Source organism: Sulfitobacter sp. HNIBRBA3233, from assembly GCF_040149665.1.
GTDB classification, from domain to species: Bacteria; Pseudomonadota; Alphaproteobacteria; order Rhodobacterales; family Rhodobacteraceae; genus Sulfitobacter; species Sulfitobacter marinivivus.
Window position 1 is genome coordinate 2,622,419 of sequence record NZ_JBEFLP010000001.1, and the last position, 14,550, is coordinate 2,636,968.

The 14,550-nt window shown below is 64.8% G+C and carries 15 protein-coding genes; 11 read left to right on the forward strand and 4 right to left on the reverse strand.

The annotated features are described in order from the left end of the window. Positions 1–63 precede the first annotated feature (63 nt). Entirely contained in the window at positions 64–390 is a 327-nt protein-coding gene (gene hspQ, locus ABMC89_RS12830) for a heat shock protein HspQ (RefSeq protein ID WP_349568324.1), read from the forward strand. 121 nt (positions 391–511) lie between these two features. Here the strand turns inward: hspQ and ABMC89_RS12835 are convergent, their stop codons facing one another. The 3 genes from ABMC89_RS12835 to ABMC89_RS12845 all read right to left on the reverse strand — a co-directional run bounded on the left by ABMC89_RS12835 (position 512) and on the right by ABMC89_RS12845 (position 3,114). Next, complete coding sequence (locus tag ABMC89_RS12835; protein WP_349568325.1) at positions 512–2,086, reverse strand: gamma-glutamyltransferase family protein; 1,575 nt, start codon at positions 2,084–2,086, stop codon at positions 512–514. Positions 2,087–2,317: 231 nt separating this feature from the next. Continuing rightward, positions 2,318–2,779: an ATP-binding protein gene (locus ABMC89_RS12840; protein ID WP_349568326.1), complete on the reverse strand. Its 462-nt coding sequence runs from the start codon at positions 2,777–2,779 to the stop codon at positions 2,318–2,320. Then, positions 2,776–3,114 carry an STAS domain-containing protein gene (locus ABMC89_RS12845; protein WP_349568327.1) on the reverse strand — a complete coding sequence of 113 codons (339 nt, stop codon included), beginning with the start codon at positions 3,112–3,114 and terminating at the stop codon, positions 2,776–2,778. The genes ABMC89_RS12840 and ABMC89_RS12845 overlap by 4 nt, the downstream gene beginning before the upstream one ends. 86 nt (positions 3,115–3,200) lie before the next feature. Here ABMC89_RS12845 and ABMC89_RS12850 point away from each other — a divergent pair, with 86 nt between their 5' ends. The 9 genes from ABMC89_RS12850 (at position 3,201) to rarD (ending at position 13,361) form a co-directional block, all read left to right on the forward strand. Beyond that, positions 3,201–4,373: a thiolase family protein gene (locus tag ABMC89_RS12850; RefSeq protein WP_349568328.1), complete on the forward strand. Its 1,173-nt coding sequence runs from the start codon at positions 3,201–3,203 to the stop codon at positions 4,371–4,373. Positions 4,374–4,453: 80 nt separating this feature from the next. After that, the gene (locus tag ABMC89_RS12855; RefSeq protein WP_349568632.1) at positions 4,454–4,912 is read left to right on the forward strand and encodes a free L-methionine (R)-S-oxide reductase MsrC; all 459 of its coding nucleotides are present in this window, start codon (positions 4,454–4,456) and stop codon (positions 4,910–4,912) included. A gap of 60 nt (positions 4,913–4,972) precedes the next feature. After that, complete coding sequence (locus ABMC89_RS12860) at positions 4,973–5,545, forward strand: helix-turn-helix domain-containing protein (protein ID WP_349568329.1); 573 nt, start codon at positions 4,973–4,975, stop codon at positions 5,543–5,545. Between the two features lies 1 nt (position 5,546). Then, the gene (locus ABMC89_RS12865; protein ID WP_349568330.1) at positions 5,547–6,167 is read left to right on the forward strand and encodes a LysE family translocator; all 621 of its coding nucleotides are present in this window, start codon (positions 5,547–5,549) and stop codon (positions 6,165–6,167) included. A gap of 1 nt (position 6,168) precedes the next feature. Continuing rightward, complete coding sequence (locus ABMC89_RS12870) at positions 6,169–6,549, forward strand: GFA family protein (RefSeq protein WP_349568331.1); 381 nt, start codon at positions 6,169–6,171, stop codon at positions 6,547–6,549. After that, positions 6,546–8,996 (forward strand): GcvT family protein, encoded by a 2,451-nt coding sequence (locus ABMC89_RS12875; protein ID WP_349568332.1) that lies wholly within the window; start codon positions 6,546–6,548, stop codon positions 8,994–8,996. The genes ABMC89_RS12870 and ABMC89_RS12875 overlap by 4 nt, the downstream gene beginning before the upstream one ends. Before the next feature lie 42 nt (positions 8,997–9,038). Beyond that, on the forward strand, positions 9,039–9,914 hold the full coding sequence (locus tag ABMC89_RS12880) for a homocysteine S-methyltransferase family protein (RefSeq protein ID WP_349568333.1): 876 nt from the start codon (positions 9,039–9,041) through the stop codon (positions 9,912–9,914). A gap of 11 nt (positions 9,915–9,925) precedes the next feature. Then, a complete protein-coding gene (locus tag ABMC89_RS12885) occupies positions 9,926–12,367 on the forward strand; it encodes a GcvT family protein (RefSeq protein WP_349568334.1) in 2,442 nt (813 codons plus the stop codon). Between the two features lie 67 nt (positions 12,368–12,434). Continuing rightward, a complete protein-coding gene (gene rarD / locus ABMC89_RS12890) occupies positions 12,435–13,361 on the forward strand; it encodes an EamA family transporter RarD (protein ID WP_349568335.1) in 927 nt (308 codons plus the stop codon). Between the two features lie 2 nt (positions 13,362–13,363). Here the strand turns inward: rarD and ABMC89_RS12895 are convergent, their stop codons facing one another. Next, positions 13,364–13,774 (reverse strand): nuclear transport factor 2 family protein, encoded by a 411-nt coding sequence (locus ABMC89_RS12895; RefSeq protein ID WP_349568336.1) that lies wholly within the window; start codon positions 13,772–13,774, stop codon positions 13,364–13,366. A 74-nt stretch (positions 13,775–13,848) separates the two neighbouring features. On the opposite strand from ABMC89_RS12895, the gene ABMC89_RS12900 reads away from it, so the two are divergent. Continuing rightward, positions 13,849–14,496, forward strand: a complete 648-nt coding sequence (locus ABMC89_RS12900; RefSeq protein WP_349568337.1) for an RluA family pseudouridine synthase — start codon at positions 13,849–13,851, stop codon at positions 14,494–14,496. The last annotated feature ends 54 nt before the right edge of the window (positions 14,497–14,550 follow it).

The window sequence follows — 14,550 nt, forward strand, 5'->3', positions numbered from 1 at the left end:
GCGGGTTTCGTGGACAAATTGCCCTTGTTTCGGATAGAAACCCTAGGTAGGGAGCGCAATGCCATGATAAGAACCCGCGCGAAATATCACCTCGGCCAAGTGGTCCGGCACCGGAAGCATCCCTTCCGCGGTGTGATTTTCGATGTCGACCCGGAATTCGCCAATACCGACGAGTGGTACGAGGCGATCCCCGAGGAAAACCGGCCGGTCAAGGATCAGCCCTTCTATCATCTGCTGGCCGAAAACGATCAAAGCTACTACGTGGCCTATGTGTCCGAGCAGAATCTGGTCGCCGATTATTCGGGAGAGCCTGTCGATCATCCGGATATCCCCGATCTGTTCGGCCCGTTCGAAAACGGGACCTATCCGCTGCATTTCCAGTTGAACTGACCGCACCGTCCCGTGCCCGAGACGCGCCTGTGCACGCAGAGAGTGCGGGATTGAGTTTATTGGCAAAATGGAGAAGCGGACCGCCGCGCGTCATTGGTGAGCGCGGCGGTCCGGATCGGGGTCAGTAGCCGAGGGCGCAGCCGTCCTTGCGCGCATCGGAGGCGCCTTCCAGTACACCGCTGTCGTGGATGCGAATCGCCTGCGCACCGCCGATGGCGGTGTCGGGGATTTCGACCCGGTGGCCCATCGACGCGAGTTTGTCGCGCACAGCGTCGCTGTAGCCGCGTTCGACCTTGAGCGTGCCGTTGTCCGAGAAGGCACGGGGAGCGTCGATCGCCGTTTGCGGATCCATGCCGAAATCGGTCAGGTTGCTGGCAAAGCGCGCGTGGCCGTTTGGCTGGTAGGCGCCGCCCATCACGCCGAAGGGCATGGTGATGCGCCCGTTTTCGCGGATCATGCCGGGAATGATCGTGTGCATGGGGCGCTTGCCACCCTTCAGCTCGTTCGGGTGGCCTTCTTCCAAGGTGAAGCCCGCGCCGCGGTTTTGCAGCAGAATGCCGAACTTGTCCGACGCGATGCCCGATCCGAAGCCGTGGAAGATGGAATAGATCAGCGAGACCGACATCCCGTCACCATCCACCACGGTGATATAGATCGTATCCTTGTGCACTGCTTCCGACAGGGCGGTGGGGCTTTCCATCGCCTTGGCGGGATCGATCAGCGCCGCGAGTGCCTTGGCGGTGTCCATCGACAGCATATGGTCGGTGCGGGTCATGTAATCGGCGTCAGCGATGAAGCGGTTGCGGGCGTCGTAGGCGAGCTTGGCCACTTCCGCCTCGATGTGCACGCGTTCGGCGCCGAAGGGATCCATGCCCGCGATGTCGAACTGCGACAGCATGTTGAGCATCAGAATCGCCGTCGCACCCTGACCGTTCGGCGGATGCTCGACCACTTCGATGTTCTTGTAGGGGCCCGCAATCGGTTCTTCGGAGGTGCAGCGCACGGCGGCGAAATCATCGGCCGTATGCTGCCCGCCAAGCGCGGTCAGAGCGTCGATCATGTCCTGGGCAATCTCGCCTTCGTAAAAGGCGTTGCGACCGTCCTTGGCGATGCGGCGCAGAACCTCGGCCTGACCCGGTGCGCGGAAGACCTGGCCGGTTTCGGGCGCCTTGCCGTCCAGCAGGTAGTGTTTGCGTGCAGACCCCTGCAGCACCGCCGCATCGTTTGCCCAGTCGAAGGCCACGCGCGGGGAGACGGGAACGCCGGTTTCGGCATAGTGGATGGCGGGTGCGAGAACCGCATCCAGCCCGATCTTGCCGACGGTGTCGGACAGATGGCAGAACGCGTCGATCGCACCGGGCACTGTCGCGGCATGCGCGCTGGTCAGGGGCACTTTGGTCTCTCCCGCGTCGCGGAGCATGGCTGCGTCGAGCGAGGCGGGTGCGCGTCCCGATCCGTTCAGCGCCTGTACCGGTTTGCCGGGTTCGGACCAGAGCACGAAGCAGTCGCCCCCGATGCCGGTCATCTGCGGCTCGCAGATGCCCAGCAGGACGGCCCCCGCAATGGCTGCATCCATCGCATTGCCGCCACGCGCCAGCGTATCGATGGCAGCGCGTGCGCCCAGCGGGTGCGACGTGGCGCACATCCCGTTGCTGGCAAATACGGGGGAACGTCCTGGAAGGTGGAAATCGCGCATGGCAAGGCCTCTCTTTCAACTGCGGTTGCGGGCAACCTAGTCGGAAGCGGCAGTGCTGCCAATGCTATAGAGAGGGGAAGAGTGCCTCGGCGCCACGTACTGGGTGGGGGCAATGAAACGCAGCGCCGAGGGAAGCCATATGCAGCTACAGCGAAGGGTATGACGTTCAACGATGGCGTAAATGCGGTCTCAGCGGGGCATCTTCGCGGTATTGCCGCGCGGGGGGCAGGCCTAGACCGCCAGTGGGATGCGCAGGTACAACCGGTTTTGGCCTGCGATCCGTTCATAGCTTACCTGCTCGGCCAGCTCACGGATCATCGACCAGCCAAATCCGCCCTCCGGCAATTGCGCGGTCGGCACGTCGACCTTTGGCATGGTGCCGGCAGGAAGCCTGTGCCCCGGCATCGCCAGCCCTGCGTCGGTCAAAACCAGCTCGACGGCGTCGGGCCCGAGTGTGCCGCGGACCGTGATCCGGCAGGCGTCCGGCTGGCCGGGCAGGGCGTGTTCGATGATATTGTTCAGCGCCTCTGCGAGCACCAGCTGCACGGTCGCAATGCTGGCGGTGTCCACCCCCCGTGCGGCAAGCCGGGCAACGACTTCGGACAGGGTCGGGCGCACGACCTGCGCCGAGCCCTGAAGCCGGAGGTCGAACGCCGGTGTGGGGCAGGGGGGCGAGGACGGCGGCGGTGTCATCCCCCGTGCTCCGCCAGCGCCGCCTCCACTGTCGGGTAGATGCCAAAGACGCTGTCCATCCGCGTCAGGCGGAACACCTTGTCGACAGTCGCCGTCATTCCGGCAAGCAGCAGCCGGCGGTCCGGTGCCAGCTGTTTCATCGCGGCGACGATCGCGCCGAGGCCGCTGGAATCGATGAAATCGACGTGGTTGAGATCGAGCAGAACAGTCTCCTGCGTATCGCTCGTGATCTCGCGCATGCGGTCCTTGAACGCCAGCGCGACAAAGGCGTCGATACGCTGCTCCTGAACGGTAATGATTTGCAGTCGGGCTTCTTTCGAGCTTGTAAGGTCCATGATACGCTCCTGCTCAGAATGGCTTTGCGGCCTTGCTAGCGGGCAATCGCTAACATCAGATAACCACCCACCGGAAGGAAACCGAAATGCGTAAAGTTGTGATTGCCGGAGCGGCGCGGACCGCGATGGGCGGCTTTCAGGGGGCGCTCGCCGACATGACAGCGGCCGAACTGGGCGGCGCTGCCATACGGGCCGCCCTTGCCGGTGCCGGGACGGAGACTGTCGACGAAGTGCTGATGGGCTGCGTGCTGCCGGCAGGACAGGGGCAGGCACCGGCACGGCAGGCGGGGTTCCATGCGGGCCTCGGCGAAGAGGTGCCTGCGACCACGCTGAACAAGATGTGCGGATCGGGCATGAAGGCGGCGATGATCGGCTATGACCAGATCGCGCTGGGCCAGACCGATACGCTGGTCGCGGGCGGTATGGAATCGATGACCAACGCGCCCTACGTGCTGCCGAAGATGCGCGGTGGCGCGCGGCTGGGCCACGCGCAGGTCGTGGACCACATGTTTCTCGACGGGCTCGAGGATGCCTACGACAAGGGACGCCTGATGGGAACTTTCGCGGAGGATTGCGCCGAGACGTTCCAGTTTACACGCGCAGCACAGGACGATTATGCGCTGTCCTCGCTGAACCGTGCGCTTGCGGCGCAAAAGGACGGTGCCTTCGCGGATGAAATCGCCTCCGTTGCGGTAACCTCGCGCAAAGGCACCGTGAATGTAGACACGGATGAACAGCCGGGCACGGCACGGCCGGACAAGATTCCCCAGCTGAAACCCGCCTTCCGCGAAGGCGGAACGGTAACGGCGGCGAATTCCTCCTCCATCTCGGATGGCGCCGCGGCGCTGGTCCTCGCGGCGGAGGATAGCGCCAATGCCCGCGGCCTGACCGTACGGGCACGTATTCTGGGACACGCCAGCCATGCACAGGCCCCGGGGCTGTTCACCACCGCGCCGGTACCCGCCGCGCAAAAACTTCTCGACCGGCTGGGCTGGACCAAGGACGACGTGGATCTGTGGGAAGTGAACGAGGCGTTCGCCGTGGTGCCGATGGCCTTCATGCACGAGATGGGGCTCGGCCATGACATCGTGAACGTCAACGGCGGCGCCTGCGCGCTGGGCCACCCCATCGGGGCCTCCGGCGCGCGGATCATCGTCACCTTGCTGAACGCGCTCGAAAAACGCGGGCTGAAACGCGGCGTTGCGGCGATCTGCATCGGCGGCGGCGAAGGCACGGCCATTGCCATCGAACGGCCCTGACAGCGCGCGACGCCCGTCTCCATTTTGCCTATAAACTCATGGCGGCCCTGGCCGCCTCCAACCTGTCAGGACACGATCCCATGCATGTGGACTACCCCACCCTCGCCAAAACCCTTGCCGCGCTGACCGAAGGCGAAACCGACGAGGTCGCGCTGATGGCCACCGTCGTCTGCGAGGTCCACCACAGTGACGACCGCTTCGACTGGACCGGATTTTACCGCGTGACAGGTCCGGAAATGCTCAAGATCGGCCCCTATCAGGGCGGCCACGGGTGCCTCCAGATCCCGTTTGCGCGCGGCGTCTGCGGCGCTGCGGCGCGCACGGGCGAGGTGCAGCTGGTGCCCGATGTCGATGCGTTTCCCGGGCATATCGCCTGCGCAAACTCGACCCGGTCGGAACTGGTCCTGCCGGTCTGGGCGGGGAACGGCAGGCTTCTGGGCGTGCTCGACATCGACAGTGACCGTGCGGATGCCTTCACCGCCGAGGACGCAGAGGCGCTGACCGCGATCATGGCGGATATTTTCAGTGCTGTGAAATAAGTCTGGATTTTTTCACGATCCTGCTGCAACGCTGGTCCGACAGGCAGCGCGTTGGGGACCATGCAGCATCACCGTCCGGGCATACCGCACACATTGGGGGCCGATCTTCGGGCCCTGCGGCGCGCACGCGGGATCAAGCTTGCGGATATGGCCGTGGCGCTGGGCCGCTCCGTCGGATGGCTCAGCCAGGTGGAGCGGGACAAATCCGACCCTTCGATCACCGATCTGCGCCACATCGCGGCCCATCTGGACGTCCCGGTCTCGATCCTCTTCCGTCACGAGGCAGCCCCGGCAAACGAGGCAGGCTATGTCGTGCGCGCCGGCACCCGCCGCCCCATCGGCAGTTCGGTCGCGGGGCTGGTCGAGGAATTGCTGTCGCCGGACCTCACAGATGATTTCGAGATGGTGCACTGCACGTTCCAGCCCCATTCGCGCATCGCCGACAGGGTGACCCGCCCGACGCAGGAGGTTGGCTATATCCTCTCCGGCACGCTTGAGATCGAGATCGCGGGAGTGACCCACCGTCTCGATCCCGGCGACAGTTTCCGTATCCGCGGCGAGCCGTTTCGCTGGGCCAACCGGACCGATACGCCGGTGGTGGCGATATGGGTCATCGCGCCGCCGGTCTACTGACATGAGTTGGGAGGGATGGATCGTCTTCGCGCTGTTCTGGGTGGTCTTCGTGACCACGCCGGGGCCGAATGCGGTCAACTGCATCTCGAACGGCATGGCGCTGGGATTCCGGCGCGCGATGGTGGGGGTGCTGGGCATTCTCACGCAGGCAACGCTGTTTCTGCTGCTGTCGGCGGCGGGTGTCACCGCGCTGATCGCCGCCTCTCCGGCTGCCTTTACGGTGGCGAAATACATCGGGGCGGGGTTTCTGATCTATCTCGGCGTGCGCGGCATCCTGAACGCGCGCAAGCCCGTGCGCATCGACGACCGGCCCGCGCGCAGCATCTACCTGCGCGCCTTTGCCATTGCCACGATTAACCCCAAAAGCGTCGCGGGGTATCTCGCCGCATTTTCGCAATTCGTGCAGCCCGATGTCCCGATCTGGACCCAGATGGGCGTGATCGTTCCCACGGCGCTGACCCTGACCGCGCTGAGCTATACCGGCTTCACCGCTCTGGGCGCGGGGATCGGGCGCGCGGCCCTGGGGGCTGTGTTCAACGTCTGGGTCAGGCGCGTGATGGGGGCCTGCTTCGTTGTCTACGGTGTCCTGCTGGGCAGTGCCACCACACCGGGGAGGGGATGACATGCTGAGGGGCAGCTGCCTTTGCGGAGACATCCGGTTTACCGCCACGGGCCCCGCGCGGGATCCCGCGGCCTGTCACTGCAGCCAGTGCCGCAAGCAATCGGGCCATCACTGGGCCTCGGTGCAGGTGATGGATGATGCGCTTTCCGTAACCGGCACGCCGCAATGGTACGCCGCCAGCGACAGCGCGCGGCGCGGCTTTTGCCCGCGCTGCGGGTCGTTCCTATTCTGGAAGGGGGCAGCGGATCCCGACACCGGGATCGCGCTGGGCGCTTTGGACGGCCCGACGGGCCTGCGGCTGAAGCGGCATATCTTCACCGCCGACAAGGGCGACTATTACGACATCACCGACGACACCCCCAAGCAGGAGCAGGAAACATGAGCGATTTTCCAACAACGGCCCGCGTTGTCGTCATCGGTGGCGGTGTGGTCGGCGCCTCGACCCTCTACCACCTTGCCAAGGCGGGATGGTCCGACTGCGTTCTGATCGAAAAGAACGAGCTGACCGCAGGGTCCACGTGGCACGCGGCGGGCAACTGTCCCAATTTCTCGAGCTCCTGGGCGGTGATGAACATGCAGCGCTACGGGCTGGAAATGTACCGCACGCTGGCCGACGACGTGGACTATCCGATGAACTACCACGTGACCGGATCGCTGCGGCTGGCCCACAGCCGCGAGCGGATGATGGAATTCGAGCGCGTGGCGTCGATGGGCGCCTATCAGGGGCTCGACATGAAGGTGATGACCCCGTCCGAGATGCGCGAATACCATCCCTTCATGGAAACCCACGCGCTGGCCGGCGGGCTGTGGGACCCGATGGATGGCGATATCGATCCCGCGCAGCTGACGCAGGCACTGGCCAAGGGCGCGCGCGACCACGGTGCGCGCATCGAGCGGTTCTGCCCGATGACCGGTCTTGACCGGCGCGGCGACGAGTGGATCGTCAAGACCCCGAAAGGAGAGATCCGCGCCGAGATCGTCGTGAACTGCGCGGGATACTACGCGCAGCGCGTGGGCGAGATGTTCAGACCCTTCGGCGGGCGCACCGTGCCGATGGTCACGATGAGCCACCAGTATTTCCTGACCGAACCGATTGCCGAGCTTGAGGCATGGACCCGCGAGGTCGGTCACAAGCTGCCCATCGTGCGCGATGTCGATATCTCCTACTACCTGCGGCAGGATAAATACGGGCTGAACCTTGGCCCCTACGAGCGGAACTGCAAGGCGCATTGGGTCACGCCGGACGATCCGATGCCCGAGGATTTCAGTTTCCAGCTGTACCCCGACGATCTGGAGCGGCTGGAGTTCTACATCGAGGATGCGATGGCGCGGGTGCCCCTGCTGGGTCAGGCCGGTGTCGGGCGCAACATCAACGGGCCGATCCCCTACGCGCCCGACGGGCTTCCGATGATCGGGCCGATGCCCGGTGTGCGCAATGCCTTTGACGGGCATTCGTTCACCTTCGGCATCGCGCAGGGCGGCGGCGCGGGCAAGGTGCTGAGCGAATGGATCATTTACGGCCAGACCGAGATGGACATGTGGGCCGTCGATCCGCGCCGCTATACCGATTACACCGACCCCGACTATTGCCTCGCCAAGGCGATGGAGACCTACGGCCACGAATATGCGATGCATTTCCCGCATCACGCATGGCCCGCGGGCCGCGACAGGAAACTGTCGCCCATCGACGCCAAGCTGCGCGCGCAGGGCGGGCAGATGGGCGCGTACAACGGCTGGGAACGCGCCAACTGGTTCGCGATGGCGGGCGACGACACCTCCGAAGAAGCAACACAGACATGGGATCGCAACGGCCCCTGGGCGCAGCGTGTGCAGGAGGAAATCGAGGCGGTGCGCGACAGCGCCGGCGTGCTGGAGCTGTCCGGGTTTTCGCGGTTCAAGGTTTCCGGCCCCGGCGCGGATGAATGGCTGCGTGGGCAGGTCACCGGTGCGCTGCCGAAGGTCGGGCGCACGGGGCTTGTGTATTTCGCGGACGATCGCGGAAGGATCCTGACCGAAATGTCCGTCTCGCGCGAGGCCGAGGACCGTCTGATCCTTGTCACCGCCGCCGTGGCGCAGTGGCACGACGCGGAGCTGTTGCAATCCCGTCTGCCGCAGGACGGCAGCCTGACCTTCGAGGACTGGACCGACCGCATGTCGACCCTGCTGGTGACCGGGCCGAAATCGCGCGACCTGCTGGCGGGGCTGACCACCGGCGATCTGTCGCTGCCGTGGCTGAGCCTGCAAGAGGCCGAGGTCGCCGGCCGCTGGGCGGCGCTGGTACGCCTGTCCTTCGCGGGCGAGCTGGGCTGGGAAATCCACGCCGAGAACGCGGATATCCCCGCGATCTACGACGCGGTGATCGACGCGGGCGCGCGGCCGTTCGGGATGTACGCGCTGAACTCCATGCGGATGGAGAAGGGATACCGCACCTGGAAGGGCGATCTGTCCACGGATTATTCGCTGCTGGAGGCCGGGCTGGAGCGCTTCGTGAAATTCGACAAACCGCAGGATTTCCCCGGCAAGGCGGCACTTCTGGCGCAGAAACAGCGCGGGGTGGAAAAGCGGTTCGTCACCATGACCGTCGAGGCGGGCGATCAGGACGCGCCCTATATGTCCACGGTGTTCCACGACGGACAGGTGGTGGGGGAAACCACCAGCGGCGACTGGGGATACCGCGTCGGCAAGTCGATCGCGCTGGGCTGCATCCGTGCCGATCTGGCGCAGCCGGGAACGGTGGTAGAGATCAACATTTTCGGGCAGATGTGCCGGGCAACCGTCCAGGCGGACCAACCGCTCTGGGACCCCGAAAATGAAAGACTACGTGCATGACGAAAATACTCTTCCAGCGTTCCCCGGCACGGAGGCGCGCCAATGGCTGAAATCACATTGCTCGACGGCGGCATGGGGCAGGAACTGGTCCATCGCGCGGGCGACAAGCCGACGCCGCTCTGGTCGACCCAGATCATGATAGACCGGCCCGGCCTCGTGGCCGAGGTGCACCGTGATTTCACGCAGGCCGGGGCCACTGTCGCCACGGTCAATTCCTACGCGATCCACCACGACCGTCTCGAAGGGACGGGGATGGAGGACAGCTTTTCCGACCTGCACGCCATGGCGCTGGAGGAAGCGCGGACCTCCGGTGCCGCCCGGATGGCTGCCTCTATCGGGCCGCTGGGTGCGACCTATCGGGCCGATCTGCACCCCGACAGCGACACCGCCGAGGCGCTGTTCGGCGAAATCGTCGATCTGCTGGCGCCGCACTGTGATCTGGTGCTGTTCGAAAGCATCGCGTCGGTTGCGCAGGCGCGCGATGCGATGCGCGCGGCCAAGCGCACGGACAAACCCGTCTGGCTGGCCTTCACCGTCGGCGATGCCGATGGCAGCGTGCTGCGCTCTGGCGAACCGCTCGCCGAGGCGCTGAAATCCGGGCATCCCGACGCCGTCCTGATCAATTGCTCGACACCCGAAGCGATCCCTGCCGGTCTGGCGGTGCTGGCGGACACTGGCCTGCCCTACGGCGCCTATGCCAACGGGTTCGAGACCATCACCGAAGGGTTCCTGCAAGACAAGCCAACGGTGGACGCGTTGCGGGTGCGCAAGGACTTCACGCCCGAGAACTACGCCGATCACGTCATGGCGTGGGTCGATGCGGGGGCCACAATCGTCGGCGGCTGTTGCGAAGTCAGCCCCGGCCATATCGCCGAAATCGCCCGACGCCTGCGCGCGGCGGGTCACACCATCGTCTGAGGAGCCCCTGAATGGCCGATGTTCCCACCCATGCCCGTGTCGTCATTATCGGAGGGGGGGTCATCGGCTGTTCCGTCGCCTATCACCTGACCAAGCTGGGATGGCGCGATGTCGTGCTTCTGGAACGCAAGCAGCTGACCTCGGGCACCACCTGGCACGCTGCCGGTCTGATCGCGCAGTTGCGCGCGACGGCGAATATGACGAAGCTCGCTAAGTACAGTCAGGAACTCTACGGCAGCCTCGAGGCCGAGACAGGCGTGGCAACGGGCTTCAGGCGGGTGGGGTCGATCACCGTGGCACTCACCGGCGAACGCCGCGAGGAGATCTTCAGGCAGGCGGCCATGGCACGCGCCTTCGGCGTGGAGGTCGAGGAGATTTCCCCTGCCGAGGTCAAGGCGCGCTATAGCCACCTCAACACGCAGGGTGTGACCGGCGGGGTCTACCTGCCGAAAGACGGGCAGGGGGATCCGGCCAATATCGCGCTGGCACTGGCCAAGGGCGCGCGCCAGCGCGGCGCGCAGGTGCTGGAGCGCACGGCAGTCACGGGCATCACGCGGTCAGGCCGCCGCGTGACCGGCGTGGACTGGCAGCAGGGCGCAGAGACAGGCCATATCGCCGCCGACGCGATCGTCAACTGCGCGGGCATGTGGGGCCATGCTGTGGGACGGATGGCCGGCATCAACGTGCCCCTGCACGCCTGCGAACACTTCTACATCGTGTCCGAGCCCATCGAGGGTCTCACTCAGATGCCGGTGCTGCGGGTGCCGGACGAATGCGCCTACTACAAGGAAGACGCGGGCAAGATGATGCTGGGCGCCTTCGAGCCTGTGGCAAAGCCCTGGACGCTGGATATACCGCGCGATTTCGAATTCGATCAGTTGCCCGAGGATTTCGACCACTTCGAGCCGATCCTCGAACAGGCCGTCGCGCGGATGCCGATGCTGGGCGAAGCGGGCATCCATACCTTCTTCAACGGTCCCGAAAGCTTTACCCCCGACGATGCTTACCACCTTGGCCTTGCGCCCGAGATGGACAACGTCTGGGTCGCGGCGGGGTTCAACTCCATCGGGATCCAGTCGGCGGGCGGTGCGGGCATGGCGCTGGCGCAGTGGATGGACGAGGGGCAGAAACCCTTTGACCTTGGCGATGTGAACATCGCGCGGATGCAGCCCTTTCAGGGCAACCGCCGCTACCTGCGCGAACGGTCTTCGGAAACGCTGGGGCTGCTCTATGCCGACCACTTCCCGTTTCGGCAAAAGGCGACCGCGCGCGGTGTCCGCCGCACGCCGTTTCACGCCGAGCTTTTGAAACACGGCGCGGTGATGGGCGAGCTTGCCGGATGGGAGCGCGCCAACTGGTTTGCCCGTCCGGATCAGGAGCGCGCGTATCGCTACAGCTGGCGTCGGCAGAACTTCTTTGAAAACGTGGCGGCGGAACACCGCGCCGTGCGCAGCGGTGTCGGCATGTACGACATGTCGTCCTTTGGCAAGATCCGCGTGGAGGGCCGCGATGCCGAAGCCTATCTGAACCACGTCGGCGGCGGCGATTTCTCGGTGCCGGTGGGCAAGATCGTCTATACCCAGTTCCTCAACCCGCGCGGCGGGATCGAGGCGGACGTAACGGTGACGCGCCTGTCGCCGACCGCCTATCTGGTGGTGACACCTGCGGCGACGCGGCTGGCGGACGAGACATGGATGCGCCGCCATATCGGTGACTTCAACGTGGTGCTGACGGATGTGACCGCTGGCGAGGGCGTGCTGGCCGTCATGGGGCCGCGTGCGCGCGACCTGATGCAGGCCGTATCGCCCAACGATTTCTCGAATGCCGCAAACCCTTTCGGCACCGCGCAGGAGATCGAGCTGGGCCTCGGCCTCGCACGGGCGCACCGCGTCTCCTATGTAGGCGAGCTGGGGTGGGAAATCTATGTCAGCGCCGATCAGGCGGTCCACGCCTTCGAGACGCTGATGGAGGCGGGGCAGGAGGTGGGACTGACCCTCTGCGGGATGCACATGATGGACAGTTGCCGCATCGAGAAAGCCTTCCGCCACTTCGGCCACGACATCACGTCGGAGGATCACGTCCTTGAGGCGGGGCTCGGTTTTGCCGTGAAGACCGACAAGCCCGATTTCATCGGCCGTGACGCGGTGCTGGCGAAACGCGACGCGGGATTGGCGCGCCGTCTGCTGCAGTTCCGCCTGACCGATCCCGAACCGCTGCTTTATCACAACGAACCCATCCTGCGGGATGGCGAAATCGTGGGATATGTCAGTTCGGGGGCGTATGGTCACAGTCTGGGTGGCGCCATCGCCATGGGCTATGTGCCCTGTGCGGGTGAGGGGGCGGCAGAGCTTCTGGCCTCGCGCTACGAGATTGATGTGATGGGCACCCGCGTGCGCGCCGAGGCGGCGCTGAAGCCCATGTATGACCCGAAATCGGAACGGGTAAAAATGTAACCGTTACAATGCAGTGCTTTTACCGGGCGCCTGTCTGTTCTACCTATTTGGTCAGACCGGAGGACAGATGCGCAATCCCGACACCCAGCCGCCGACACAGGACCAGGACACGCCGCAGGGCCTTGCCTTTGCACTGGGCGCCTACATTCTGTGGGGGTTTCTGCCGCTCTACATGAAGGCGCTCAGCCACATGGGCGCGGCCGAGGTGGTCGCGCACCGGATCATCTGGTCGGTGCCGATCGCGCTTGTGGTGCTGATCGCGACCCGCCGCACCGGTGCCTTGCGCGAGGCGCTGCGCAACCCGCGTATGCTGGGCATGGGATGCGTGACGGCGGCGCTGATCTCGATCAACTGGGGGATCTATGTCTGGGCGATTTCCGTCGGCCAGACCGTCGATGCTGCCATCGGATATTACATCAACCCGCTGTTCAGCATCTTTCTGGCGGCGCTGGTTCTGGGCGAACGGCTGAGCCGTGCGCAGCTGGCGGCCATCGCCGTGGCGGGGGTCGCGGTGCTGGTGCTGATCGTGGACGCCGAACGCACACCCTGGGCGGCCTTCGGCCTGATGCTGAGCTGGGGGTTTTACGCGCTGGCGAAGAAAAGCCTGCCCATCGGCCCCAATCAGGGGTTCCTGCTGGAGGTGCTGATCCTGCTTGCGCCTTCGCTGGGCTACGTTGTGTGGCTGGGGACAACCGGCGAAGGGCATTTCGCCACCGGCGACGCTTTCGACACGTGGATGCTGGTCGGCTGTGGACTGGTGACGGCGGTGCCGCTGATGTTTTATGCCAACGGCGCAAAGCTGTTGCGCCTGTCGACCATCGGTATCCTGCAATATATCGCACCGACGATGATCTTCCTCGTCGCGATATTCGTCTTCGACGAACCGGTCGGGCGCGCGCGCATGGTCGCCTTCCCGCTCATCTGGCTGGCGCTGGTGATCTATACGACTTCCATGGTGCGCCAAATGCGCGCCCGCACGGCGGCACCGCGATAGGATCAGGACAGCGCCGACTTGTGCTGCAGGAACGACGGATCCTGCGAGACGCGTTCGTTCATAGCGGCCCGCAAGGCGCCGATCGTCTTGTAGGGTCGCATCACCACCTCGAAGTGCTGGATCAGCCCGTCGTCGCCGAGTGTGATCAGATCGACCCCGACGCAATCCAGACCATCGACCTTGCACTGGAACTCGAGCGCCCAGTCGTTGCCGGAGCCCATCACGCGGCGATAGCTGAAGTCGGTGAAGACCTCGTTCACATGGCCAAGCACAGCCGCCACGGCCGCGCGCCCGTTCCAGGTGGCCCAATAGGTCGGCGGCTGGAAGCGCACGTCCTCGGCCATCAGCTCTGCGATGCCATCGTGAGTATGCGCGAGGACCTTGTCGTGGAAACTCTGGATTGTCGGATGCATGGGTCTCTCCCTTTTTTCGCAGAGTGGCACGGGGCGGGTTGAAAACCTAGTCATGCAACGCGATAGGGTGGGGCATGGACGCAACGTATTCTCCCCCCGACGACCCGCTGGTGGTTCTCCACGAAGACCACGAAGTGCTTCTTGTCGACAAGCCCAGTGGCCTCTTGTCGGTGCCGGGGAAAGGGCCCGATCTGGAGGATTGCCTTCTGGCGCGGGTGCAGGATGTCTTTCCGGAGGCGCTTCTTGTGCACCGTCTGGACCGCGATACGTCCGGTGTGATGATCTTCGCCCGAACGCCCCACGCGCAGCGCCACCTCGGTTTGCAGTTCGAGAAACGCATGACCAGGAAGACCTACGTTGCGCGGGTCTGGGGGGTGCCGGCAGAGAAGAAAGGCACCGTCGATCTGCCCCTGATCGTCGACTGGCCCAACCGGCCTTTGCAGAAGATATGCCGCGAGACCGGCAAGCCCGCACAGACCGACTGGCGGCTCCTCAAGGATGAGGGCAAGACCGCGCGGCTGCGTCTGATGCCGCACACCGGACGCAGCCACCAGCTTCGTGTCCACATGCTGGCCCTCGGTCATCCGATCCTTGGCGATCCGTTCTACGCCACCGGGGCCGCCGCAGACTATCCGCGCCTTATGCTGCACTCCGAGGAATTGCGGTTCAAGCATCCCGACGGCGGCCGGTCGACCAAAATCCGGGCGAAGGCGCCATTTTGAGAGTGCGGGATTGAGTTTAAGGGCAAAATAGAGAAGCGGCCCGGGGCGTGGTCC

Excerpts from the sequence above, each read along its gene's own strand:
- ABMC89_RS12840 (WP_349568326.1), bottom strand. The coding sequence starts at position 2,779 with ATGACACCGCCGCCGTCCTCGCCCCCCTGCCCCACACCGGCGTTCGAC.
- ABMC89_RS12855 (WP_349568632.1), top strand. The coding sequence starts at position 4,454 with ATGCATGTGGACTACCCCACCCTCGCCAAAACCCTTGCCGCGCTGACC.
- hspQ (WP_349568324.1), top strand. The coding sequence starts at position 64 with ATGATAAGAACCCGCGCGAAATATCACCTCGGCCAAGTGGTCCGGCAC.
- ABMC89_RS12835 (WP_349568325.1), bottom strand. The coding sequence starts at position 2,086 with ATGCGCGATTTCCACCTTCCAGGACGTTCCCCCGTATTTGCCAGCAAC.
- ABMC89_RS12850 (WP_349568328.1), top strand. The coding sequence starts at position 3,201 with ATGCGTAAAGTTGTGATTGCCGGAGCGGCGCGGACCGCGATGGGCGGC.
- ABMC89_RS12900 (WP_349568337.1), top strand. The coding sequence starts at position 13,849 with ATGGACGCAACGTATTCTCCCCCCGACGACCCGCTGGTGGTTCTCCAC.
- ABMC89_RS12865 (WP_349568330.1), top strand. The coding sequence starts at position 5,547 with ATGAGTTGGGAGGGATGGATCGTCTTCGCGCTGTTCTGGGTGGTCTTC.
- ABMC89_RS12880 (WP_349568333.1), top strand. The coding sequence starts at position 9,039 with ATGGCTGAAATCACATTGCTCGACGGCGGCATGGGGCAGGAACTGGTC.
- ABMC89_RS12860 (WP_349568329.1), top strand. The coding sequence starts at position 4,973 with ATGCAGCATCACCGTCCGGGCATACCGCACACATTGGGGGCCGATCTT.
- ABMC89_RS12870 (WP_349568331.1), top strand. The coding sequence starts at position 6,169 with ATGCTGAGGGGCAGCTGCCTTTGCGGAGACATCCGGTTTACCGCCACG.
- rarD (WP_349568335.1), top strand. The coding sequence starts at position 12,435 with ATGCGCAATCCCGACACCCAGCCGCCGACACAGGACCAGGACACGCCG.
- ABMC89_RS12895 (WP_349568336.1), bottom strand. The coding sequence starts at position 13,774 with ATGCATCCGACAATCCAGAGTTTCCACGACAAGGTCCTCGCGCATACT.
- ABMC89_RS12875 (WP_349568332.1), top strand. The coding sequence starts at position 6,546 with ATGAGCGATTTTCCAACAACGGCCCGCGTTGTCGTCATCGGTGGCGGT.
- ABMC89_RS12885 (WP_349568334.1), top strand. The coding sequence starts at position 9,926 with ATGGCCGATGTTCCCACCCATGCCCGTGTCGTCATTATCGGAGGGGGG.
- ABMC89_RS12845 (WP_349568327.1), bottom strand. The coding sequence starts at position 3,114 with ATGGACCTTACAAGCTCGAAAGAAGCCCGACTGCAAATCATTACCGTT.